The sequence below is a fragment of the Jiella sp. M17.18 genome (assembly GCF_041027365.1).
Lineage (GTDB): Bacteria > Pseudomonadota > Alphaproteobacteria > Rhizobiales > Rhizobiaceae > VKMB-3413.
The window spans coordinates 141684-165374 of sequence record NZ_JBFTEH010000003.1 but is presented as its reverse complement, the minus strand read 5'-3'; the positions used below and the strand labels follow the sequence as shown (position 1 = coordinate 165374).

The following is a 23691-nucleotide window of genomic DNA, read 5'->3' as shown; positions in this document are numbered from 1 at the left end:
GCCGTCACCCCGCCTTCTTCAGCTCCGATTCCGACTTCAGCACGCGGTCGCCGTCCTCCTGCTCGATGAGATAGGCCGGGTTCTCCTTGTCGGCGTTGCGGGTGATCTCCTTGCCGGAGATCGTGCGCGTCACGCGGTCGGTAAACTTCTCGGAGACCTTGCCGGTCCCGGTGCCGTTGCCCCAGTTCCAGGCGACCGTGTCGCCGACATTGTACTTCGTCATCGCGTCGCATCCTCATGACTGGACGAACGTCCAACCCGGCGGTCGGCGCGAGCGTTCCGCGCCGGCCACTCGCGAGCCGCGACCAAATCGTCGCAGCCCGGCTTCGGAACGGCGGCGGGGAGGCTGCGTTTCGGCTCGTCAGTTCTGTAGCCGAGTTTCGAACACCTCCATGGATCAGCAACATGCCGCACATGCCGAGCGCTTCGGCCTCGTCATGGTCGACCCCGAGTGCTTCCCGATCGAGCGCCACAAGCACGGCAAGGGCTTCCGCATCTGCTTCTCCGGCGGCGACCCGATCACCGACAAGCGGATCCGCACGCGGGTGAAGCAGCTGGTGCTGCCGCCCGCCTGGAAGGACGTGAAGATCTGCGTCGAGGAGAAGGGCCACATCCAGGCGGTCGGCCGCGACGAGAAGGGCCGGCTGCAATACCGCTATCACGACGACTGGGTGAACGTGCGCAATGCGGTGAAGACCGAGCGGCTGCTGCGCTTCGGCCGCGCCCTGCCGACGCTGCGCCGCCAGATCGACAAGGACATGCGCCGCCGCAAGGCCGACCGGCGCCGCACCTCGGCGGTGGCGACGCGCCTCATCGACGTCGCGGTGATGCGGCCGGGACACGAGAAATACGCCGCCGACGGCGGCCGCGGCGTCGCCTCGCTGCGCAAGCAGAACCTTCGCCTGATCAAGAAGATCGCGGTGCTGAAGTTCGTCGGCAAGTCCAACAAGGAGCATCGCATCGAGATCGCCGACCGGGGGCTCGTCTCGGCCCTGAAGGCGATGCGCCAGGGCAAGGGCAAGCGCCTGTTCCGCTTCCCCGGCAAGGTGAAGAAGGAGCGTGAGCTGACCGCGAACCTTCTCAACGACTACCTGCACGAGGCCGCCGGGGCACCGGTCTCGGCGAAGGACTTCCGCACCTTTCACGGCTCGGCGGAAGCGCTGCGCTTCCTCGTCGAGGAGGAGCCGGCGGTGAAGGCGAACACTAGGCCGAAGCGCAAGCGGGCGGTGTCGAAGGCGATGAAGTCGGTGTCGCAGCTCCTGCGCAATACGCCGACCGTCGCCCGCTCATCCTATGTCCATCCCGAGATCATCGAGGCGTATGAGGAAGAGCGTCTGACGCCGGATCTTCTGAAAGGTCGCAAGCGCGACGGGCTGACGCGGGTCGAAACCGGGCTGATGCGCTTTCTGGAAGAGGTGGCGCGCCAGCCGTCCTGAGCGGCGGCGAGCTTCGCACCGTTCGCGGCGCCGGCCCTCGCCGTCACGACGCCGGCTGGATGATCCGCGGCTCCGGCAGATGGGACGCGGCGGCCTCGCGGCTCTCGACCATATGCGCGATCGCCCGCTTCGCCTCCTCCTTGAAGGCCGCCGTCTCGCCCAGGATCTGCCGGGTCCGCAGGAAGTCGAGCACGCCGTAGCGCGAGACCGGCGGGCGCAGGAGCACGTCCGGCGGCGCGAGCTTCAGCTTGGTCTCGATGATCGACTGCATCATCAGCTGCGAGGCGCCGAACATCGCCTCCAGCGGCGTCGGCATCCTCTCGCCGTCGCCTTCCGGGCCGCCATTGACGTCGACGGCGATGACGCAGTCGGCCTTGCCGGCCAGGCGATCGAAGGGCAGCGGGTTGAAGATGCCGCCGTCGATCAGCACGCGGCCGTCGCGCCGGACCGGGCGGAACAGCGCCGGCAGCGCCGAGGAGGCGGCGAGCGCCGAGCGGATGTCACCCTCGTCGATCTCACAGCCGACGCGGGCGTAGAAGTCCGTCGCCATCACCCCGAGCGGGATCTGCAGCCGGTCGAAGGTCAGCGGCACCTCGTGCGGCAGGAAGGCGGTCATCACCCGCTTGGCGTTGACCTGGCCGAGACGAAAGCCGCCCTCGGCGAAGAAGTCCTGGAAGGTCGCCGGCCGCGTCTCCCACAGCCGGCCGAGGACAAGCCGCTTCGTCGCGAAGCAGTCGACCATGTAGGCACGGATGTCGGCGCCGCGCATGCCGGCAGCGTAGCCCGCGCCGACGATCGCGCCGATCGACGAGCCGACGATGCGGCAGGGGGCAAGGCCGAGTTCGTCCAGCGCCTCGAGGACGTGGATATGGGCAATGCCCCGCGCCCCGCCGCCGCCGAGCGCCAGCCCGATCCGCACCGGCGCGCCCCGGTTCAGGCGCCGGCGCTGCCGACGGTGATCACCGTCGGCTGGACCGAGAGGAGCTTCTTCGCGGCGGCTTTCACCTGGTCCAAGGTCACCTCGTCGATCAGCTTCTGCCGACGATCGATATAATCCTTGCCGAGATCGTCAAGCTGGATGCCGACCAGCGTGTCGGCGACGGCGAGCGAGGAATCGAGATTGCGCACGACATAGGCGCCCTTGACGTAGTCCTTCGCCTTGCGAAGCTCCTCCGCCGTCGGTCCGTCCTTCGCCATCCGCTCGATCTCGGCGCGGATCAGCTTCACCGTCTCCGCCGCCTTGTCGGAGCGGGTCGCCGTGGAAATGCCGATGACCGCGGCGTGGTCGTAGGTCGCCAGCCAGGACGAGGCGCCATAGGCGAGGCCGCGCTTCTCGCGGATCTCGTGGAACAGCCGCGAGGTGAAGGACCCGCCGCCGAGGATGTGGTTCATCAGATAGGCCGCGAAGAAGTCGTCCGACTTGCGCGGGACGCCCGGCAGGGCGAACTGGATCACCGTCTGCGGCACCTGCAGGTCCACCGAGACCGTCTTGCCCATCACCGGCGTCGCCGGAGGGATCGTCCGCAGGTCCGGCGTCTGCGGCAAGGCACCGAAGACCTCGTCGAGCCGCCGGCCGAGCGCCTTCGGCGTGATGTCGCCGACGACGCCGACGATGAGGTTGCCCCGGGCGAAGGCGCGCTTGCGGAAGGCGTGAAGGTCGTCGGCGGTGACCTTTTCCAGGCTCTCCACCGTCCCCTCGACCGGCCGCGCATAGGGATGGCCGGCAAAGACCGTCTCGCGGAAGGCGCGCGAGGCGACCTCGTTCGGATCGTTCTTGTCGGCGCGGATGCCGGTCTCGATCTGGCCGCGAATGCGGTTCACGGGCTCCTCGTCGAAGCGCGGATCGGTGAGGGCCAGCCGCAGGAGGTCGAAGCCCTGGTCCTCGAACTTGGTGATGGTGCGGAACGAGCCGGTGAAGTTGTCGAGGCTGGCGTCGAAGCCCATCGAGACGCCGGTCTCGTCGAGACGCTTCTGGAACGCGGCGCTCTTGATGTCGCCGGCGCCCTCGTCGAGGAGGCCGGACATGAGGTTCGCAAGGCCGGCCTTGCCCTCCGGATCCTGCGTCGAGCCGGCCCCCTTGAAGGCGAACTTCATCGAGATCAGCGGGTTCGTGTGGTCCTCGACGAGCAGCGCGGTGATGCCGCCGGGGCTCGTCACCTCCTGGATGTCGACGGCCGCGGCCGGCAGCGTCGCGGCGAGCGTGCCGACCAGCGAGAAGCCGAGAGCAGCGACGGCGCCGCCGAGGGCTTTGAGATTGAAGAGATGCAAGGTCGTCATTCCTTCCGCATTGCGGGGATCGGGAGGAGCCGGGCGCCGGCGCGGGCGCGCGGGCGAGGCGCAGGGGCGATCAGGAGCGGGTCGCGGCGGCGGCCTCGGTCGCCGCGGCAGGCGCGGTCGCGGCGGCGGGCTCGGCGGCGGTCGGCTCCGGCTCGAGATAGCCGGTCACCGCGCGCTCGGGCTTCAGATACTGCTTGGCGACACGGTCGACGTCGGCGACGGTCACGGCCTCCAGCCGCTCCGGCCAGGTCTCGACGTCGTTGATCGTCTGGCCGGTCGACAGCGCCGCGCCGAAGCGGCGGGCCATCGCGGTCTGGCTGTCCCTCAGATAGATGAGGTTCTTGCGCACCCGGTTCTTGGCACGGTCGAGCTCGTCCTCGGTGATCCCGCCCTTGACGATCCTGCCGATCTCGGCGTCGATCGCATGTTCGACGTCCGCGAGCGTCGCGGTGCCGCGCGGCGTGCCGTAGACGGCGAAGCGCCCGTCATCGAGCGCGGTGCCGTCGTAATAGGCGCCGGCGCCGGCGGCGATGCCCTCCTTGACGACCAGCTGGCGGTAGAGGCGGCTGGTCGTGCCGCCGCCGAGGATGTCGGCGAGAACGTCCAGCGCCTCGGCATCGTCGGACTTGGCGGTATTGTCTGACGGCACCAGCCACACCCGCTGCATCGCCGGCTGCGTGACCTTCGGATCGGTCAGCGTCACGGTGCGCGCCGCCAGCGGCTGCGGCTCCTGCGGACGGATGCGCGGACCCGCATCGGCACGCTTCGGCACCTTGCCGTAGGTCTTCTCGGCGAGGCGCTTCACCTCGGCCTCGGTGACGTCGCCGGCGACGAGCAGCGTCGCATTGTTCGGCGTGTAGTACTTGTCGTAGAAGTCGATCGCATCCTTGCGGCTGAGCTTATCCATCTCGTTCCGCCAGCCGATCACCGGCGTGCCGTAGGGGCTGTTCTGGAACAGCGCCGCCTGCACCGCTTCGGAGAGCTGGGCGCTCGGATCGTTGTCGATCCGCATGCGGCGCTCTTCCAGGATGACGTCGCGCTCGGGCAGCACGACCTGGTCGGTCAGGACGAGGTTCTCCATCCGGTCCGCCTCGTAGGACATCACCGTCTCCAGCGCGTCGGCCGGCACCTGCTGATAGAAGCCGGTATAGTCCTGCGTGGTGAAGGCGTTCTCCTGGCCGCCGATCTCCGCGACCTTGCGGGAAAACTCGCCGGCGGGATGGTGGGTCGTGCCCTTGAACATCAAGTGTTCGAGGAAGTGGGCGACGCCGCTGACCCCCGGCGCCTCGTCGGCCGCCCCGGCGTGATAGTAGATCATCTGGGTGACGACGGGCGCGCGATGGTCGGGCAGCACGACGACCTGCAGCCCGTTGTCGAGCGTGAAGCTCGACACCGCCGCATCCGCCTCGGCGATCTTGCTCTTGTCGCTCGCCGCCGGCTGCCGCGAATCAGTCGCCGTCGCCGCAACGGAAGCGGTCGGCGGCTTCGCGCCGGCGCTTGCCTCCTGCGCAAAGGCGAAGGGCGCGGCAGTGAGCGACAGCGACAGAGCGAGCGCCGCGAGAGAGGCGGTGCGTGAAAATGAGGTCATGGTCCGTCCCGTTCCCGATCGTTCCCACATGCTTTTGCTTGGAACTATGGGGAAATCGAGATGGCGGCCACTTACGCTTTCGTTAGAGGGGCTTGACCGGGCGCTGCGTCAGGTGGCCCGGAGCAGCCGCAGGATCGTCCCGCCCATCGCCCGTTCGTCGTCGAGCACGAAGCCCTCCGGCAGATCGAAGGGCGCATCCGCCGCCTCTTCCAGGATGGCGATGGCGTCCGGCTTCAGCCAGCCGCCGGCCAGCGCCGAGGCGAGCGCGGCCTCGCCGAGCCGGCGCCCATAGGGCGGATCGGCGAACAGGCAGTCGAACGGCTCGATCGTCCCGACCGACCCCAGCCGCGTCGCGTCGCGCCGGAAGATCTTCGAGCGCCCCTGCAGGCCGAGGCTCTCGACGCTCTGCCGGATCAGGCCGCGGCCCTCGACGCCTTCCTCCACGAACAGGCAGAAACGTGCCCCGCGCGACAGCGCCTCGAAACCGAGCGCGCCGGTGCCGGAGAAGAGGTCGAGCACCCGCACGCCGTCGAGCGAGAAGCCCGGCCGGTGCGCAAGGATGTTGAACAGGCTCTCGCGCGTGCGGTCCGTTGTCGGACGGATCGCGTCCGACTTCGGCTCGAACAGCTTGCGGCCGCGGAACTCCCCGCCGACGATGCGCATCGGCGGTCAGTCCTGCCGCGGCTTGCGGGGGCCGCGCGGCCGATCGCCGCCCGGGCCGCCGGGTTTGCCGCCGCGCCCGCCGCCGCCCGGCTTCTTGCCGCGGGACCCCGGCTTCGCCATGCGCTGCAGCGGCGTGCGCCCGGCCGCACGCTCGGCGGCTTCCTCGGCCTTCTTCGGCCCCTGCGGGCGAGCCCCGGGCGCGATCCAGACATTGGCAGAACGGCGGCCTCCGAAGGGCGGCCGCTTCGCCGCCGCCGGCCGGTCGCCCTCGCCCGCAGCGTCGCGGGCGCCATAAGGCTTCTTCTGGCCGCCGAACGGCTTGTCGCCGCGCGGAGCATCCTGCGTCCGGCTGCGCGGCGCACCGCCCCTGTCGGTCCGCGCGTCCGGCCGCTCGCCATGGGGCTTGCGCGGCTTGTCGAAGCTCCTTGCCGGCCGCGGGTCGCCCTCGCCCCGGTCCGGCCGCTCGCCGCGCGGCTTGAACGGCCGGCGCTCGCCAGCCTCGCGCCGGTCCGGGCGATCGTTCCGCACGGAGCGTCCCGGACGGGTGTCGAGCCGGCCGAGCGCATCGTCACGCTTGGCCTCGCGCGCCCGCTTGGCGTTCGGCGCGGTGTCGCGAGCCGGGCCCCGCTCGCTCTGGGTCCGGCCCTTCGGCCCCTTCGCGCCAGCCGGCCGGTCGCCCTCGGCGCGGCGCGCCCCCTCCACCGCCTTGTTCGAGAAGGCGTTGACGATCGGCGCGTCGAAATCGGCGCCGGACTCCTCGATCAGCCGCGGCCCCAGCTGGTCGCGCAGCGTCTTGCCATGGATCTCGCGCACCGAGCCCTCGGCGAGGTCGGCGAGCTGGAACGGCCCGTAGGACAGGCGAATCAGCCGGTTCACGTCGAGGCCGAGATGGCCGAGCACGCGCTTGACCTCGCGGTTCTTGCCCTCGCGCAGGCCGAGCGTCAGCCAGACATTGGCGCCCTGCACCCGGTCGAGCGTCGCCTCGATGGCGCCGTAGAAGACGCCGTCGATGGCCACCCCTTCGCGCAGCTCGTCGAGCTTGGCCTGATCGATCGAGCCGTGGGCGCGCACGCGGTAGCGGCGCAGCCAGCCGGTCGAGGGCAGTTCCAGAACGCGGGCGAGGCCGCCGTCATTGGTGAGGAGCAGCAGCCCCTCGGTGGTGATGTCGAGCCGGCCGACCGACAGGACGCGGGGCATCTCCTTCGGCAGATGCTCGAACACCGTCGGGCGACCTTCCGGATCGCGATTGGTCGTCACCAGGCCCGCCGGCTTGTGGAACAGCCAGAGCCGGGTGCGCTCCATCGCCGGCAGCGGCTCGCCATCGACGGTGATCCTGTCGTTCGGCGAGACGTCGAGCGCCGGCGTGTCCAGCACCTTGCCGTTCACCGCGATCCGCCCCTCGGCGATCATCGCCTCGGCGTCGCGGCGCGAGGCGACGCCGGCGCGCGCCAGTCGGCGGGCAATGCGCATCGGCTCCAGCGTCGCGGCCGTCTCGGCCTCGGCGGGCTTTTCAGCCTCGCGCTCGGTACGGGCGGGGCGATCGCCGCGCGATCCGCCCTGCGGCCGCTCGCGGCGCGGCTTGGCGCCGTCGGCGCCGTCATGGCTCAGCCGGCCGTAGCTCTTCGGCCGCGCGCCATCGCCGCGACGGGCGCCGGCGGACTCCGCGCCGGCATGCGAACGCATGCCGCGGCTCTTCGGCGTGAACGGCTTCTTCGCGCGCGCCGTGTCGTCGCCGGAGGACGCGTCGGACGGACGCCGGTCGAAGCCGCCGGTGCGGCGCTGCCCGCTCTCCGATCGCTCCGCCGATGCCGCATGGTCGCGCTTGCGGAACGGCTTGCCGTCCCGCCGTGCCGCGCCGCCGGCCTCGGCCGCTCCGGCCTCGCGCGGCGGTCCCCGTCGCTGGAACCGCGGCGCATCGCCCCGCTCGCGCGGCGCGCGATCACCCTCGCCGCCCTCGCCCCGGCTCTGCCCGGGCCGCGGACCCCGCCGGTCGCCTCCGGCTCCGCCCGGCCGGCCGCCCTTGCCGCCGCCGCGCGCGCCGGAACCGCCCGGCCGTCCGCCACGGCCCTTTCCGCCGCCTTTCGTCGTATCGCTCATGCCAATGCCCTTGCTGCAGCCGCCGTCCGGCGCTGCCTGTCGCTGAAATGTCGAATGCGGATCGTCGCCACGATGGGTCGCGCGGCAAAGGCCGCCTGTCGGGGCAACGCATCGCCGGCCGGCTGGTGCCGCCGCGTTCGCCTCCCGTTGCGATAACCGCCTAGCAGGTCGGAAGGCCCTGTGCGAGAGAAGCAGGGATGACCGGCCGAAATTTCATGGATATCGCCCTCGACGAGGCGAGAAAAGCCGCAGCCCGCGACGAGACTCCGGTGGGCGCGGTCCTCGTACGCGACGGACGGTTGCTCGCCGCCGCCGGCAACGAGACGCGGCTGCGTCACGATCCGACGGCGCATGCCGAAGTCCTCGTGATCCGGGCCGCCTGTGCGCAGCTGTCGTCCGAGCGGCTCGCCGGCGCCGATCTCTATGTCACGCTGGAGCCCTGCGCGATGTGCGCCGCGGCCATCTCGTTCGCCCGGATCCGGCGGCTCTATTTCGGTGCGTCGGACCCCAAGGGTGGCGCCGTCGAGAGCGGCCCGCGCTTCTTCGGCCAGCCCACCTGCCACCACGCGCCGGACGTCTATTCCGGCATCGGCGAGACGGCGAGCGCCGCGCTCTTGAAGGCGTTCTTCAAGGCCAGGCGCTGACTGGCGTTCGTCGCACCGCCAGTCGCCGGTTCGCTCAGAGCGAGGGCAGGAGGTTGCCGAGCTTGTCGAAGAAGCCCTGCTTGCCGCCGTTCTTCAGCCGCCGTGCCTTGGTCTCCTCGTCCTCGCCCTGCACGCCGATCGGCGCAGTCGCGGCCGGCGTGCGGTAGGCGACGGGCGGCTCGCTCAGATATTTCCGTTGGGTGGGGCTGCCCTGCTTCTGATCGCGCAGGCGCTTGGCGACCTCGTCCTTGTGGCTCTCCAGTTCGGCCTGCGTCAGGAAACCGGCGCTGTGATCGTTCTTGAAGGTGTAGCCGCCGCCGCTGGTGCGGTCGAGATATTCCTGGGTGACGCCTTCCTTGCGCGCGCTCGCCACATCGGCCGGCAGGATGCCGTCGCCCTGCTGCGCCGACGCCTGCAGCCGCTTGCTGCGAGCCTCGGGCGATTCCGGAAAGTTCGGATCGTTCGCCGTGGTCCGGCTCGCCTGCGGTGGCGGCAGGACCTTGGTGTTCTGCGGCTTCACCAGCGGCGGCCGCGGATTGTAGGCGATCTGGGCCTGGTCGGTGTTGCCGAGCGCGACGAAGTTGTTGAGATCGTCGAACAGCGTCTCGCCTTGCGACTTGCCGGTGCCATAGGTCGGGCCGAGGCAGCCGCCGAGCGACAGGCATCCCGCGACGATGGCCGCGGCGCCGAGCGCCTTGCGGACAGACTTCGAGGTCATTCCGATACGTCCCCCTGCGGCATGACCCGGGCAGCCCGCATCGGCTGCCACGGCGGATCACGCAGTGCTTTCCTGTTCTGCAGCCCGCGGCCCCGTCGATACGGCCTGCAACTCACCGCCTGCCCCCAGGCGGGTCGCCCTTCACGGACACCCGCAGCCAGTCGCACGACATTCTGGCGAATTCCAGGCATGTTCTTAAGATGTCACGGCCCCGCCCGCAAGCGAGCGGGAGGCCGCAACGAGCCGACACCCGGCGGACAGGTCCGCTCAGGCGGCGTTCCTCTCGGCCGCCCGCAGTTCGCGCAGCGCCTGCGCGTCGCGTGCCGAGACGTCCGGGAAGTCCGGGTCGGAGCCGACGTCGCCGGTGATCTTCCAGGACCGGGCGCACTTTCGGCCCTCGGCCCTGTGGAAGGCGACGGCGACGTCCGGCGTGTCCGGCAGCGCAAAGGCGCCCTGCGGCGCCGGATCGCCCGACACCGTCAGCCCCGAGGTGATGGCGATCTCGGCGAAGTCGACCGACGCCGCGAGCTCGCGCAGTTCCGGATCGGCGATGTGCACCGTCGGCCAGGCTTCCAGCGACGAGCCGATGACCTTCTCCCGGCGCTTCTCCTCCAGCGCACCCATGACGACGCGGCGGACGCGGCGAAGCTTCTGCCAGCGAGCCGCAAGCTCGGCATTCCGCCAGGCCGGATCGACGGGGCGGAACTGCTCCAGATGCACCGACTCCGCCTCGCCATAGCGCGACAGCCATGCCTCCTCCATGGTGAAGGGCAGGAGCGGCGCGAGCCAGGTGACGAGGTGGTCGAACAGCTCGCGCACCACCTGCAGCGCCGCCTTCCGGCGCACGCTCGAGATCGGGTCGCAGTAGAGCGCGTCCTTGCGGATGTCGAAGTAGAAGGCCGACAGCTCGACCACGACGAAATCGAGCAGCGCCCGGGAGATGCGCTTGAAGTCGAAGGCGTCGTAGCCGGCGCGCACCAGCTGGTCGAGTTCGGCGATCCGGTGCAGCATCAGCCGCTCCAGCTCCGGCATCTGGTCCAGCGGGACGGTCTCGCCCTTGTCGTGGGCGAGCGTGCCGAGCATCCAGCGGATGGTGTTCCGGAGCTTGCGATAGCTGTCGATGTTGGTCTGCAGGATCGTCTTGCCGAGCCTGAGGTCCTCCGAATAGTCGGAGGAGACCACCCAGAGCCGCAGGATGTCGGCGCCGGACTGCTTGATCACCTCCTGCGGGGTGACGACGTTGCCGAGCGACTTCGACATCTTACGCCCCTCCTCGTCCATGACGAAGCCATGGGTGAGGACCGCGTCGTAGGGCGCCCGGCCCCGCGTGCCGCAGGACTCCAGGAGCGAAGAGTGGAACCAGCCGCGATGCTGGTCGGAGCCCTCGAGGTAGAGGTCGGCAGGCCATTTCAGGTCCGGCCGCTTCTCCAGGCAGAAGGCGTGGGTCGAGCCGGAATCGAACCAGACGTCGAGGATGTCGCGGACCATCGTCCACTTGTCGCCGTCATGCTCGTTGCCGAGGAAGCGCTCCTTGGCGCCCGCGGCGAACCAGGCATCGGCGCCCTCGTTGGCAAAGGCTTCGAGGATGCGCGTGTTCACCGCCTCGTCCTTCAGCACCTCGCCATCCTCGTCGACGAAGACGCAGATCGGCACGCCCCAGGCGCGCTGGCGGGAGAGCACCCAGTCCGGCCGGTCGGCGATCATGCCGCGCAGCCGGTTCTGCCCGGAAGCCGGGACGAAGCGGGTGTCGTCGATGGCGCGGAGGGCGCGGGCGCGCAGGGTGTCTTCGGCGGCCGGCTCGCGCTCCAGCCCATACCCGCCGAGTTCCTTGTCCATATGGACGAACCACTGCGGCGTGTTGCGGAAGATCACCGGCTTCTTGGAGCGCCAGGAATGCGGGTAGGAATGCTTCAGCCGGCCGCGGGCGAGGAGATTGCCGGATCCGATCAGCGCCTCCATGACGCGCTTGTTGGCATCGCCCTTCTTACCCTTGTCGTCGATGACCCGGGCCGGCCCCTCCGGCGCGTCCGGGCCGAAGACCGGTACGTCCTTGGTGTAGAAGCCGTCGTCGTCGACGGTGAAGGGGATCGTGGTGTCGATGCCGCGCGCCGCCAGGGCCCGGCGGTTCTCCATCCAGACGTCGAAGTCCTCGCGGCCGTGGCTCGGCGCGGTGTGGACGAAGCCGGTGCCGGCGTCGTCGGTGACGTGGTCACCGGGGATCAGGGGAACGGGGAAGCCGTAGCCGAGGTCCTTGAGCGGGTGGTCGACGACCACGCTCTCCAGATCGGCCGGCTGCACATCGGCGACCTTCCGCCAGCCGCCCTCCGGCACGCGCGCCTTGGCGAAGACGTCGGCGGCCAGCGCGTCGGCGAGCACGTAGCGCTCGCCCTCCTTCGCCCAGCGCGGAGCCTCGGCGTCCTCGGGCGCCGTCACTTCGTAGAGGCCGTAGGCGATGCGGTCGGAAAAGGCGATGGCGCGGTTGCCGGGGATGGTCCAGGGCGTGGTCGTCCAGATGACGACGAAGGCGCCGCCGAGCAAGCCCTCACCCTGCGTCGGAAACTTCACCCAGACCGTGTCGCTCTCGTAATCCTCGTATTCGATTTCGGCTTCGGCGAGGGCGGTCTTCTCGACCACCGACCACATCACCGGCTTGGAGCCGCGATAGAGCTGGCCGGACATGGCGAACTTCAGGAGCTCGCCGGCGATCACCGACTCCGCCTTGAAGTTCATCGTCAGATACGGGTCCTTGAAGTCGCCCTCGACGCCCAGCCGGCGGAATTCCGCGGTCTGAACGCCGACCCAATGGGTGGCGAAGTCGCGGCATTCCTGGCGGAATTCGTTGACCGGCACCTCGTCCTTGTTCTTGCCCTTGGCGCGGTACTGCTCCTCGATCTTCCACTCGATCGGCAGGCCGTGGCAGTCCCAGCCGGGCACGTAGTTCGCGTCGTAGCCGCGCATCTGGAAGGAGCGGTTGATGACGTCCTTCAGGATCTTGTTCAGCGCGTGGCCGATATGGAGGTTGCCGTTGGCATAGGGCGGGCCGTCGTGGAGGACGTATTTCGGCCGGCCCTTCGACGCCTGCCGAAGCTTGCCGTAGAGGTCCATCCGGTCCCACTTCTCGATCCACTCCGGCTCGGCCTTGGGCAGGCCGGCACGCATCGGAAAGTCGGTCTCGGGCAGGAACAACGTCTTGGAATAGTCCACCACGCCGGTCTCGGCGTCGGGCGTCGGAACGTCGGTCTTGGGATCGGTCATGACGAGGGCAACCGTGTCGTTCGCCGCACATCGTCCGGGCGGCGCTGAAGGGAACTGTCAGGCGCGGAAAAGCAAAGCGTCCCGGTCCTTCTGCGGCTCGCGAGGGAGCCGGTCAGAAGGCCGGGCGGCTAATTCGCCGAGATATGTGACGTGCGCGCGGACCCAACATGGAGGCCCGCTTTAGCAAGCGACGGCGCGGATGGGAAGAACGGGCGCGCTTGCGGTCATGCGACAGATGTTGGATCATTGAAGTTATGGTCGGTGGCCGGCACCAGCGCACGCTCGAAGCGATCTTCGCAGAGCCGGTTCAGGCAGGCATTGCCTGGCGTGATGTGGAAGCGATGTTCTTGGCATTCAGCGCCGAGGTGAGCGAAGGCCATGGGTCCCGGGTTCGGGTGGCATTGAACGGTGTGCGGGCCGTCTTCCACCGACCGCATCCGCGCAAGGAAATCGACAAGGGCGCGGTCATTTCGGTCCGACGGTTCCTGAAGGCAGCGGGAGTTTCACCGTGAACAGGATGCACTGCAAGGGCTACGAGGCGAGCGTCGCGTTCGATGAGGATGCCGACATCTTCCACGGCGAGATACTCGGCATCCGGGACGTCATCACCTTTCAGGGCACGTCGGTCGCCGAGTTGCGGCAGGCGATGGCGGATTCGATCGACGACTACCTGGCCTTCTGTGCCGAGCGGGGCGAGGCGCCGCTGCGGCCGAAAGAGAGCAGCCGCGTCGCATAGCTGTAAGAATGCCGCAGGATCCGACCAGAGCTCGCGTCACGAGAGATAGCCGAGCGCGGCGGCGAGGGCGACGGCGTGGGTGCGGTTCGAGGCGTTCATCTTGCGCTGGGCAGCGGTGAGGTACTGCGACACGGTATATTCGGACAGCGACAGGATCATGCCGATCTCGGACGAGGTCTTGCCGAGCATTGCGAGCTTCAGGCAGTCGCGCTCGCGCGGCGAGAGCGGGTTGTTCTTCTGGTTCTCCTCGAAGCGCGCCGCGGCGAGAAGGCCGAAGAAGCAGAAGGCGAAGAGCTGCAGCTCGCGCACCGCGCCCGCCGAAAGGTCCGGCGCCTTCCCGGCAAAGGACAGCGCGCCGTTGAAGGCGGTCAGCCCGTGCACCGGGCAGATCACCCCGGCCCGGTAGTCCTCGGCGAGCAGGAGCTTCGCCGCCGGGGTCGGCTCCGGCTCGTCGGCGCCGTAGAGCGTGTCGATGTCCCAGACGAAGGGCAGCGGGTCCGAGCGCAGCGTGCCGACAACGATCTTGAAGCGGTGGAGGCCGAGCTGGTCGTAGGCGCGCACGAAGGCCGGCGACCAGTTGGAGACGAGGAGCCGCGTCGCGAGGCCGGTGTCGTCGGTGGACGGCAGGGCGAAGGCGGCGGCGTGCGAAAAGCCGTAATCCTTGCCCGTCTGGTCCAGCATTTCGGCCAGAGCCTCTTCACCCGAGGGTTCGGCAAGGGCGCGAAGCCGTTCCATGCAGCGGCTCACGATCGGCGCTCCTTCGCCCGCGCCGCGGGTGCGGCATCCGGCAGCCAGACCGGCGCGCAGCGGGTCCGGGCTTGCCGCCGCTGCGGCTGCCGCGCGGCCGCTCTGTCTGCCGAACCGTTGCAAGAAGGCATGTTCACCGCCTGTCCGCCCTGATCGTCGGCCAATCCGGCTTGCGAATCGGGCTCTGCAGTTTGACCGCATCCGTCCCTCATTTGAAGCCTTGACAACCAGAATGGCTCCGCAACCGCGCCGAGAGCGGGTCCGCGGTCGCCACGCGACCCGGCCCCGCCGGAAGCCGGCGCGCGCGGGGCTGGTCCACGCTTTCCGCCGGGCGGGCTGGCAGAGGCCGCAGGGCGCCCCCATCTAGGCCGGGAATGACGAACGGCAGTTTTCGACACGTGGCGGTGTGCCGCGAAGGCGAGTGCCGGAACCGGCTTTCCACCTGGATCATCCCGGCCGATCGGCCGGGATGCGGTGGATTGCCGGCCCGGCCGATGCCTTGGCAACCGCTCTCGCCGGCCGCATGAGCGGCGGCGAAATCTCGTTCAACCGCCTTTCGCCTGATCCCGCCGGGCCGGATGCGGCCGGTATCCATCGAAGAAGACACAGATGACCAATTTCTCCCCCCGCGAAATCGTCTCCGAGCTCGACCGCCACATCATCGGCCAGAAGGACGCCAAGCGCGCCGTGGCCGTGGCGCTGAGAAACCGCTGGCGTCGACAGCAGCTCGACGGGTCGCTGCGCGACGAGGTGATGCCGAAGAACATCCTGATGATCGGCCCGACCGGCGTCGGCAAGACCGAGATCTCGCGCCGCCTCGCCAAGCTCGCGGGCGCGCCCTTCATCAAGGTCGAGGCGACCAAGTTCACCGAGGTCGGCTATGTCGGCCGCGACGTCGAGCAGATCATCCGCGACCTCGTCGAGATCGGCATCGGCCTCGTGCGCGAGAAGAAGCGCGAGGAGGTCAAGGCCAAGGCGCATCAGGGCGCCGAGGACCGCGTGCTGGACGCCCTCGTCGGCAAGTCGGCCTCGCCGGCGACCCGCGACTCGTTCCGCAAGAAGCTGCGGGCCGGCGAGCTCGACGACAAGGAGATCGACATCGAGATCGCCGACACGTCGAACCCGATGGGCGGGATGGAGATCCCCGGCATGCCCGGCGCCAATATCGGCGTCCTCAACCTCTCCGAGATGTTCGGCAAGATGGGCGGCGGGCGCACCAAGCAGCGCCGCACGACGGTGCGCGACAGCTACGGCCTCCTGATCGGCGAGGAGTCCGACAAGCTGCTCGACCAGGAACAGGTGGTGCGCGAGGCGGTCGCGGCGGTGGAGAACAACGGCATCGTCTTCCTCGACGAGATCGACAAGGTGGCGAACAAGGACGGCTATGGCGGCGCCGGCGTCTCCCGCGAGGGCGTGCAGCGCGACCTCCTGCCGCTGGTGGAAGGCACGACCGTCGCGACCAAGCACGGGCCGGTGAAGACCGACCACATCCTGTTCATCGCGTCGGGCGCCTTCCACGTCTCCAAGCCCTCGGACCTCCTGCCGGAGCTGCAGGGCCGCCTGCCGATCCGCGTCGAGCTGAGGGCGCTTACCAAGGACGACTTCCGCCGCATCCTCACCGAGACCGAGGCGTCGCTGATCAAGCAGTACATCGCGCTGATGCGGACCGAGGAGGTCGATCTGAAGATCACCGACGACGCGATCGACGCGATCGCCGACACCGCCGTCTCGCTCAACGGCTCGATCGAGAACATCGGCGCCAGGCGGCTGCAGACGGTGATGGAGCGCGTCCTCGACGACATCTCCTTCGAGGCGCCGGACAAGGCCGGCCAGAGCTACAGGGTGGACGCCGCCTACGTCCACAAGGCGCTCGACGGCATCGCCGGCGACACGGACCTGTCCCGCTACATCCTCTGAGCGAGCCGGGCGGCCCCGGCCTCCGCTGCCCTGCAGGGGAGGCCATCCGGCGGCCGCCCGCTTCGCCGCGAGATTTGTTGCGCCAGCCAACCAATCGGCTAGAACCTTCGCTCCGTGGCCCGGATCGTCCGGGCCCGGAGTCCGAAAGGCCGGCGCCATGTCCTCTGCAGCGACCACTCCCTCGGCTCTCACCTATGATGCCGCGCTGAGCGAAGCCGGGATCGGCCCATTCCAGAAACGGCTGTTTGCGACCTTCGCTCTGGTCTGGGCGGCGGACGCCATGCAGGTGCTCGCGATCGGCTTCACGGCCGCCGGCATCGCCGCCACCTTCAGGGTCTCCGTGCCCGAGGCGCTGCAGACCGGCACCAGCTTCTTCGCCGGCATGCTCATCGGCGCCTTCGTCTTCGGGCGGCTCGCCGACCGCTACGGCCGCCGCGCCGTCCTGATCGCCACCGTCCTCATCGATGCGGCCTTCGGCATCGCCTCGGCCTTCGCGCCGGACCTCGCCTGGCTGCTCGCGCTGCGCTTCCTCACCGGCCTCGGCGTCGGCGGAACGCTTCCGATCGACTACACGATGATGGCCGAGTTCCTGCCAGCCAACCGGCGCGGGCGCTGGCTGGTGGCGATGGAGGGCTTCTGGGCGGTCGGCACCCTGGTCGTCGCGCTCGTCGCCGTCGTCGCGCCGGCCCTTGCGCCGGACGCGCCCTGGCGGGCGATCTTCGCGATCACCGGCATCCCCGCGCTGATCGGCCTCGTCATCCGCTTCTGGATTCCGGAGTCGCCGCTCTTCCTGCTGTCGCAGGGCCGGACGGAAGCGGCGAAGGCCGTCGTCGCCGACGTCGCGCGCATCAACGGCCGGACGCCCCCGTCCGCCGAGCTGCGGCCGGCGAAGGTGACGAAGCGGCCGCTGTCGGACCTGCTGGCGCCGGCCTTCCGGCGCCGCACGGTGCTCCTGCTTCTCGCCTGGCTGCTGGTCTCGGCGGCCTATTACGGCGTCTTCGTCTGGCTGCCGATCCGCTTCGCCGCACAGGGCTTCACCTTCATCCGCGGCAATCTCTTCCTCGTCCTCGTCGCGCTGGCGCAGATCCCCGGCTATGCCCTCGCGGCCTATGGCGTCGAAGTCTGGGGCCGGCGCCCGACCCTCATCGGCTTCCTGATCCTCAGCGCGGCGGGCTGCCTGCTCTACGGCTTCGGGGCCTCGGCGGGACTGATCGCGGCGGCGACGCTGCTGATGAGCTTTGCCCTTCTCGGCACCTGGGGCGCGCTCTACGCCTTCACCCCTGAAGTCTATCCGACCGATCTGCGGGCGACCGGCATGGGCACGGCGGGCGCGATGGCGCGGCTCGGCGGCCTGCTCGCTCCCTCCGTCATGGCGCCGATCATGGCGACGAGCTTCACGGCGGCGCTGGTGCTGTTCAGCATCCTCCTGCTGATCGCGGCGGTCGCGGCCTTCGGGATCGACATCGAGACCCGCAAGCGCGCCCTCGACTGACCTCGTTTTCCAGGGCGGCAGTTGCCGTTCTCAGGCGGCCGAGGCGGCGGCCTCGGCGGTCGAGCGCTTCGTCGGTTTTACGACCGGCGTCACGTCGAACGCCGACAGGCGCATGCCTCCATGGAAGTCAGCCGTCAGCACCGCGCCCGGCGGGACGATATGCCAGTCCTCGGCGGCGCAGCCGCAGGGCTCGGAGGCGACGACTACGCCGGTGCCCGTGCTGCGCCAGTAGAGCGACGGCGGCTCGCCGTCGCTCGCCCAGCGGAAGGCGGAGAGCCGCTCGCCGTCGGCATGGACGGCGGCAAAGCGCACCGCGACGGCGCGCCCGGTCACCGCCATGATTTCAGCCAACGTCTCGGCCATCGCCGCTGCGGGATCCGCATCGAGCCCGCGGCCGAGCGCGGCGAGGAAGATCGCCTCGGAGTCCGACGTTCCGCGTCTCAGGTGGTAGACCTCGTCGGGGATCAGCGCGTCGACCTGGCGACGCAGGGTCTCGTACTGGCCAATCTGGCCGTTGTGCATGAAGAGGTGCCGCCCGGCGGCGAAGGGATGGCAGTTCGCGGTCGAGACCTCGCCCGACGTCGCCGCGCGCACATGGGCGAGGAACAGCGGCGAGCGGATCTGGCGGCAGAGCGAGACGAGGTTTGCGTCCGACCAGGCCGGCAGGATGCCGCGATAGAGCCCCGGCTCGTCGCGCTCGCCATACCAGCCGACGCCGCAGCCGTCGCCGTTCACGACCGTGCGCGCCTGCCGCGCCGCCTGGCTCTGCGCGATCAGCGAGGCTTCGGGCTCGACCAGCAGCGTATCGAGGAAGACCGGCTGCCCGGCATAGGCGAGATGGCGGCACATGGGCGGGCAGAGCGTTCCTGATCGCGCTGAACGGCGCCCCCCGATAAGCAGACGGTGCCTGACCCGCGGGCCGATCTTTCCTGCGAGCACGAAGCCCAATCTTCTCCGGCAAGATGGAGCGGGGCTTGCGGGCGGGAAGGCGAACGGCCCGGCGTTTCACGTGAAATGGGCCTCGCGGCTATTTTGCCGGCACCTCTGCGCCGCCCTCGCCTTCCTGCCCCTCGCGCAGGCGCGGCGCCACGTTCCGCCGGCCGCCCTTCTGCCAGGGGAAGGCGATCGAGGGCTTGTCGCCGCGCTCGATCGGGCCCTCGGCGGAGCGGTCCTGCTCGCGGCCCCAGAACTTGCCGCGCCGCCCCTCGGCGATGCGCTCGAAGAAGGCGAAGAGCGAGGGAACGATCAGGATGCCGATGAAGGTCGCGGCGACCATGCCGCCGATGGCGGCCCAGCCGATGGCATTGCGCGAGGCGGCGCCCGCGCCGGACGCCGTGACCAGCGGGATCAGGCCGAGGACGAAGGCGAGCGCCGTCATCATCACCGCCCGGTAACGCTGCCGGCCACCCAGCACCGCCGCCTCGGTGATCTCCATGCCGTCCCGTTCGCGCCGTTCCTTGGCGAATTCGACGATCAGGATGGCGTTCTTGGCCGCGAGCCCGATCAGCATCACCATGCCGATCTGCGAGTAGACGTTGGAGGACTGGCCGAAGATCAGGAGCGCCGTGGTCGCGCCGGCGGCGGCGACCCCGATCGACAGCATCACCGCGAGCGGCTGCAGCCAGCTCTCGTACTGGCCGACGAGGAAGAGATAGGCGAAGACGAAGGCCAGCATGAAGACGAGATAGGTGACCGAGCCCGCCTGCCTCTCCTGATAGGACGTGCCGGAGAAGGCATAGGAATAGCCGGGCGGCAGCGTCTGCTGCGCCACCTCCTGCAGGGCCGTCAGCGCGGCGCCGGACGAATAGCCCTCGGCCGCGTTGCCGGTCACCTCCGGCGCGGTGAAGAGGTTGTAGCGCGGCAGCGTGTAGGGGCCGAAGGTGGTCTTGACGTTCACCACCGTGCGCAGCGGCACCATCTGACCCTGGTTGTTCTTGACGTAGAGGTTGGCGATGTCGCTGGGCGCGGCGCGGTCGGGCGCGTCCGCCTGGATGAGGACCTGGTAGACCCGCCCCTGGTAGAGGAACTGGTTGACGTAGTTCGTGCCCATCGCCGAGCCGATGGTGGAGTAGATGTCGGCGATCGAGACGCCCAGCGTCTCGGCCCGGTCGCGGTCGATGGTGACGTAGAGCTGCGGCACGTCGGCGGAGAAGGAGGTGCGGGCCCCGGAAATCTCCGGCCGCTGGTTGGCGGCGTTGACGAAGGAGCGCGCTACCGCGGCGACGTCCGTCGGACTCTGGCCCTGCTGCGCCAGGAGTTCGAAGGTGAAGCCGCCGACCGAGCCGAGCCCCGGGATCGGCGGCGGCGGAAATGCGGCGACGGTGACGCCCGGGATCTGCGAGAACTTCGCGTTCAGCTGTCCGAGGATCTGGAACAGGTTGCGCCGCTCTCCCCAGGGCTTCAGCGTGATGATGCCGAGGCCGCCGGACGAGATCTGCGCGGAGGTGAGGATCGAGAAGCCCGGCACCAGCACATAGGCGTTCACGCCGTCGGTCTTCTTGATGATGTCGCCGATCTGCAGCATCGCTTCGGTCGTGCGCTGCAGCGAGGCGCCGGAGGGCAGCGACACGTCGAACAGGATGGCGCCCTGGTCCTCGCTCGGCAGCAGCGTCGAGGACAGGTTGGAAAAGCTGAAGGCGGCGATGCAGAAGGCGACGACGAGGCCGAGCAGCGCCAGGGCGACGCGCCGCACCAGGAAGCCGACCGTGCGGGCATAGCCGTTGCGGGCTTTCGTCAGGCCCCAGTTGAAGGCGCGCAGCGGCGCCCAGGCGCGCTGCGGCGGGCGCATGAGGATCGCGCAGAGTGCCGGCGTCAGCGTCAGCGCGACGAGCGCGGAGAGCACGATCGAGGCCGACAGCGCGATGCCGAACTGGCGGTAGAGCTGGCCGGTCAGGCCCGGCAGGAAGGTCGTCGGCACGAAGACCGCGAGCAGCACCAGCGTCGTCGAGACGATCGGCCCGGTGATTTCGCCCATGGCGATGTGCGTCGCCTCGACCCGGCCGATGCCGCGCTCGGTCATGTTGCGCTGGACGTTCTCGACCACCAGGATCGCGTCGTCGACGACGAGGCCGATCGCCAGGATCAAGGCGAGCAGGGTGATGACGTTGATGCTGAAGCCGATGACCAGCAGGATGGCGAAGGTGCCGATCAGCGAGACCGGGATCGCCATGGCGGGGATCAGCGTCGAGCGCCAGTCCTGCAGGAACACGAACACCACGATAACGATGATCAGCGCGGTGATGGCGAGGGTGAAGACGATCTCCTCGATCGTCGCCGAGACGAAGGTCGTGGAATCGTAGATGACCTTGTACTGCAGCCCCTGCGGGAAGGTCGACTTCATCTGGTCGAGCGCGGCCTTCACGGCGGCGACGGTCTGGATGGCGTTGGCGCCCGGCGCCTGGTTCACCTGGATCGTCTGGCCGGGATGGTCGCCGACGAAGGTGTTGACGGCATAGCTCTGGGCGCCGAGTTCCACCCGCGCGACGTCGCGGAGGCGCACGATGGCGCCGTTGGCGCCGGTCTTGACCACGATGTTGGCGAACTGCCCGGGCGTCGAGAGCTGTCCCTGCGAGGTGATCGTGTAGACCGTCGCCTGCCCGTCCGGCGCCGGTGCGGCCCCGACCTGGCCGGTCGAGGCCGGCAGGTTCTCGGCCTGGATGGCGCTGGAGATGTCCGACGCCGAGACGTCGAGTGCCGCCATCTTCTTCGGATCCGTCCAGATCCGCATGGCATAGTCGGAAGGCCCGAGCACCTGCGCGTCGCCGACGCCGTCGATGCGCTGGATCGCGGGGACGACGTTGGTCGACAGGTAGGCGCCGGAATCGATCGGGTCGAGATCGGGATTGGTGGAGTAGAAGGCGACCGCCAGCAGGAAGTTCGGCGAGCGCGTGCGAACCGTGACGCCTTGCCGCGTCACCGCCTCCGGCAGCTGCGACGTCGCAAGCTGCACGCGGTTCGAGACGTTCACCTGGGCGATGTCCGGATCGGTGCCGATCGCGAAGGTGATCGACAGGGAATAGTTGCCGGAGTCCGTCGAGGTCGAGGACATGTAGGTCATGCCCTCGACGCCGTTGATCGCGCGCTCCAGCGGCGCGCCCACGGCCTGCGCCAGCACGGTGGAACTCGCGCCGGGATAGCTCGCCGAGACGCTGACGGTCGGCGGCGTGATGTTCGGATATTGCTGGATCGGCAGCGTGAAGATCGACAGCAGGCCGGCGACGACGATGACGACCGAGACCACGGCGGCGAGCCGCGGCCGGCGGATGAAGAGGTCGGAAATCACCCGGCCGATCCTCCGCGATCCGTGCGGCCGCCGCCTGCGCCCATCGTATCGCCCGCACCGGTCGCACCGCCTGGCGCGCCGCCCTCGCCTCCGCCCTGACCGGCGCCCGCACCGGCATCGGCCGAGCCGGCGGCGGGGCCGCCCGCGCCATGGCCCGCGGCGGCGCTGGCAGGGCGCGGCGAGACCTTCTGGCCCTCCTTGAGCGTCATCGCGCCCCGCACGACCACATCCTCGCCGCCCTTCAGGCCGCTGGTCACGGCGACTTCGCCGGGGTCGAGCGTCCCGCTCGAGCCGCCCGCGACCGTGATCATCCGGCGCGCGATCGTGTCGTCGGCCTTCACGATCAGCACCGAGCGGCCCTTGCGCGAGAGCTGCACCGCCGCCTGCGGGATCACCGGCAGCCGCGGCGGGTCCTTCTGGGTCGCGACCAGGGTGACGTTCTCGTTCGGCAGGAGGTAGCCGCCCGGGTTCGGGAAACTGATGCGCGTCTCGATCGTGCCGGTCGTGGCGCTGACCGTGTTGTCGACGAAGTCGAACGTCCCGTTCGGCCGGTATTTCGAGCCGTTCGGCAGGACCAGCGACAGGACGAAGTCCTCCGCGTCCTTGCCGTTGGAGCTGCCGCTGTCGCCGGCGCCGCCGACTTCCGCGGCGCCCGGCGGCGGACCCGCCGGACCTTGCGCGGCCGAGCCGCCGGCCGCGGACGCGCCGCCGCCATCATTCTGCGCCCCGCTTCCACCGGCCTGATCGCCCGACCCACCGGAATTTCCGCCGGCCTGATTCACGGCAGCGCTCGATCCGGAGCGGCCGACGCCGAGCTTCTTCCAGTTGATCAGCTGGCCCTCGCCGATCGGGAAGACGCCCCAGATTGGATCCATCTGGATGAGGTTGGCGAGCGTGCCGCTGGAGGCGGTGACGTAGTTGCCGACGGTGATCAGCGGCGCCGAGATCTCGCCGTCGATCGGCGCCACGATCTTGGTGTAGCCAAGATTCAGCTGCGCCTGCTGCACGGCCGCCTCGGCCTGGAGCCTGGTCGCCTGTGCGGATTCGAACTGCGCCTGTGCCTGGTCGAGATTGGCCTGCGCAACGGTGCCGGACTGGGCGAGCTGCTTGTTGCGGGCGAGCGAGCGCTGCGCCTCGTTCAGCTGTGCCTGCGCGCCGGAGAGCTGCGCCTTGGCGGCGGCGAGCGCCGCCTGGTACTGGTCCGTCTCGATCTGGAAGAGCAGGTCGCCCTTGTGGACGGTCTGGCCGCCCTTGAACGCCACCTTTTCGAGATAGCCCGCCACCCGCGCCTGGATCGCCACCTTCTGGATCGGCGCGATTCGGCCGATGAATTCGAACCGGTCCCCCACCGGCTTCACAGTCGCGGTCTCGGTGATCACCGCGGGCGGCGGCTGGTCTGCCGCTTGCGCGGCCGCGCCGCCCTTGCCACCGCTTCCCGATCCGCCGTCGCGCGAGCCGAGGAAGGACAGGAAACCGGGAAGCTCGATCTTGCCGATCAGCGGCAGGTCCAGCGTCGCCCCGCCCTCGCCCTGACCGCTGCCGCCGCCGCCGGATTGAGAGTCGCCCTGCGCCTGTCCGTCGGCGGCGGTCTGGCCGGTCGACCCGCCCCCGCCGGACTGCTGCTGAGCTTGTCCCGGTCCGGCCAAGAGGCACAGGACGCAAAAACAGGCGGCCGCGCGAGACAGGAGCCTGCGGCCAACAACGTCGTCTCGCATCATCGGAAACCTTGCCGCCGTCGGGATTCGGGAGCCAACTAGTCGGCAGACAGGGGCTGTCGAGATCGGCGGGGCGGGCGCTGGCATCACCAAGATGTCATCCCGGGTTGACGGGTGCGGTGAC

Annotated in this window: 18 protein-coding genes; 6 read left to right on the top strand and 12 right to left on the bottom strand. The window is 69.6% G+C overall.

What is annotated here, in order from left to right:
* Positions 1-4: 4 nt before the first annotated feature.
* Positions 5-223, bottom strand: coding sequence for a DUF2945 domain-containing protein (locus AB5S17_RS07210; RefSeq protein ID WP_369237690.1), 219 nt, complete (start codon positions 221-223; stop codon positions 5-7).
* A 169-nt stretch (positions 224-392) separates the two neighbouring features.
* On the opposite strand from AB5S17_RS07210, the gene AB5S17_RS07205 reads away from it, so the two are divergent.
* Positions 393-1436, top strand: coding sequence for a DNA topoisomerase IB (locus tag AB5S17_RS07205; RefSeq protein WP_369237688.1), 1044 nt, complete (start codon positions 393-395; stop codon positions 1434-1436).
* Positions 1437-1479: 43 nt separating this feature from the next.
* Here AB5S17_RS07205 and AB5S17_RS07200 read toward each other — a convergent pair whose 3' ends face one another.
* The 5 genes from AB5S17_RS07200 to AB5S17_RS07180 all read right to left on the bottom strand — a co-directional run bounded on the left by AB5S17_RS07200 (position 1480) and on the right by AB5S17_RS07180 (position 8061).
* On the bottom strand, positions 1480-2355 hold the full coding sequence (locus tag AB5S17_RS07200) for a patatin-like phospholipase family protein (RefSeq protein WP_369237686.1): 876 nt from the start codon (positions 2353-2355) through the stop codon (positions 1480-1482).
* 14 nt (positions 2356-2369) lie between these two features.
* Positions 2370-3713 carry a M16 family metallopeptidase gene (locus AB5S17_RS07195; RefSeq protein WP_369237684.1) on the bottom strand — a complete coding sequence of 448 codons (1344 nt, stop codon included), beginning with the start codon at positions 3711-3713 and terminating at the stop codon, positions 2370-2372.
* 70 nt (positions 3714-3783) lie between these two features.
* On the bottom strand, positions 3784-5301 hold the full coding sequence (locus AB5S17_RS07190) for a M16 family metallopeptidase (protein ID WP_369237682.1): 1518 nt from the start codon (positions 5299-5301) through the stop codon (positions 3784-3786).
* 108 nt (positions 5302-5409) lie between these two features.
* Positions 5410-5964, bottom strand: a complete 555-nt coding sequence (gene rsmD / locus AB5S17_RS07185; RefSeq protein ID WP_369237680.1) for a 16S rRNA (guanine(966)-N(2))-methyltransferase RsmD — start codon at positions 5962-5964, stop codon at positions 5410-5412.
* A gap of 6 nt (positions 5965-5970) precedes the next feature.
* A complete protein-coding gene (locus AB5S17_RS07180; protein WP_369237678.1) occupies positions 5971-8061 on the bottom strand; it encodes a pseudouridine synthase in 2091 nt (696 codons plus the stop codon).
* 197 nt (positions 8062-8258) lie between these two features.
* Here AB5S17_RS07180 and AB5S17_RS07175 point away from each other — a divergent pair, with 197 nt between their 5' ends.
* Complete coding sequence (locus AB5S17_RS07175; RefSeq protein ID WP_369237676.1) at positions 8259-8705, top strand: nucleoside deaminase; 447 nt, start codon at positions 8259-8261, stop codon at positions 8703-8705.
* Between the two features lie 34 nt (positions 8706-8739).
* Here the strand turns inward: AB5S17_RS07175 and AB5S17_RS07170 are convergent, their stop codons facing one another.
* Complete coding sequence (locus tag AB5S17_RS07170) at positions 8740-9423, bottom strand: hypothetical protein (protein ID WP_369237674.1); 684 nt, start codon at positions 9421-9423, stop codon at positions 8740-8742.
* 267 nt (positions 9424-9690) lie between these two features.
* A complete protein-coding gene (gene ileS / locus AB5S17_RS07165) occupies positions 9691-12678 on the bottom strand; it encodes an isoleucine--tRNA ligase (RefSeq protein WP_369237672.1) in 2988 nt (995 codons plus the stop codon).
* Between the two features lie 167 nt (positions 12679-12845).
* On the opposite strand from ileS, the gene AB5S17_RS07160 reads away from it, so the two are divergent.
* Complete coding sequence (locus AB5S17_RS07160; RefSeq protein WP_369237670.1) at positions 12846-13190, top strand: type II toxin-antitoxin system HicA family toxin; 345 nt, start codon at positions 12846-12848, stop codon at positions 13188-13190.
* A complete protein-coding gene (locus AB5S17_RS07155; RefSeq protein ID WP_369237668.1) occupies positions 13187-13414 on the top strand; it encodes a type II toxin-antitoxin system HicB family antitoxin in 228 nt (75 codons plus the stop codon). Before AB5S17_RS07160 ends, AB5S17_RS07155 begins: the two co-directional genes overlap by 4 nt.
* A gap of 36 nt (positions 13415-13450) precedes the next feature.
* Here AB5S17_RS07155 and AB5S17_RS07150 read toward each other — a convergent pair whose 3' ends face one another.
* Positions 13451-14161, bottom strand: a complete 711-nt coding sequence (locus tag AB5S17_RS07150) for a LuxR C-terminal-related transcriptional regulator (RefSeq protein WP_369237666.1) — start codon at positions 14159-14161, stop codon at positions 13451-13453.
* Between the two features lie 609 nt (positions 14162-14770).
* Here AB5S17_RS07150 and hslU point away from each other — a divergent pair.
* Both hslU and AB5S17_RS07140 read left to right on the top strand, forming a co-directional pair.
* A complete protein-coding gene (gene hslU / locus AB5S17_RS07145) occupies positions 14771-16078 on the top strand; it encodes an ATP-dependent protease ATPase subunit HslU (protein WP_369237664.1) in 1308 nt (435 codons plus the stop codon).
* Positions 16079-16235: 157 nt separating this feature from the next.
* Positions 16236-17570, top strand: a complete 1335-nt coding sequence (locus AB5S17_RS07140) for an MFS transporter (protein WP_369237662.1) — start codon at positions 16236-16238, stop codon at positions 17568-17570.
* A 30-nt stretch (positions 17571-17600) separates the two neighbouring features.
* Here the strand turns inward: AB5S17_RS07140 and AB5S17_RS07135 are convergent, their stop codons facing one another.
* The 3 genes from AB5S17_RS07135 to AB5S17_RS07125 form a co-directional block, all read right to left on the bottom strand.
* Positions 17601-18419, bottom strand: coding sequence for a class II glutamine amidotransferase (locus AB5S17_RS07135; protein WP_369237660.1), 819 nt, complete (start codon positions 18417-18419; stop codon positions 17601-17603).
* Positions 18420-18597: 178 nt separating this feature from the next.
* On the bottom strand, positions 18598-21852 hold the full coding sequence (locus tag AB5S17_RS07130) for an efflux RND transporter permease subunit (protein WP_369237658.1): 3255 nt from the start codon (positions 21850-21852) through the stop codon (positions 18598-18600).
* Positions 21849-23567 (bottom strand): efflux RND transporter periplasmic adaptor subunit, encoded by a 1719-nt coding sequence (locus AB5S17_RS07125; protein ID WP_369237656.1) that lies wholly within the window; start codon positions 23565-23567, stop codon positions 21849-21851. Before AB5S17_RS07125 ends, AB5S17_RS07130 begins: the two co-directional genes overlap by 4 nt.
* Positions 23568-23691: the final 124 nt, after the last annotated feature.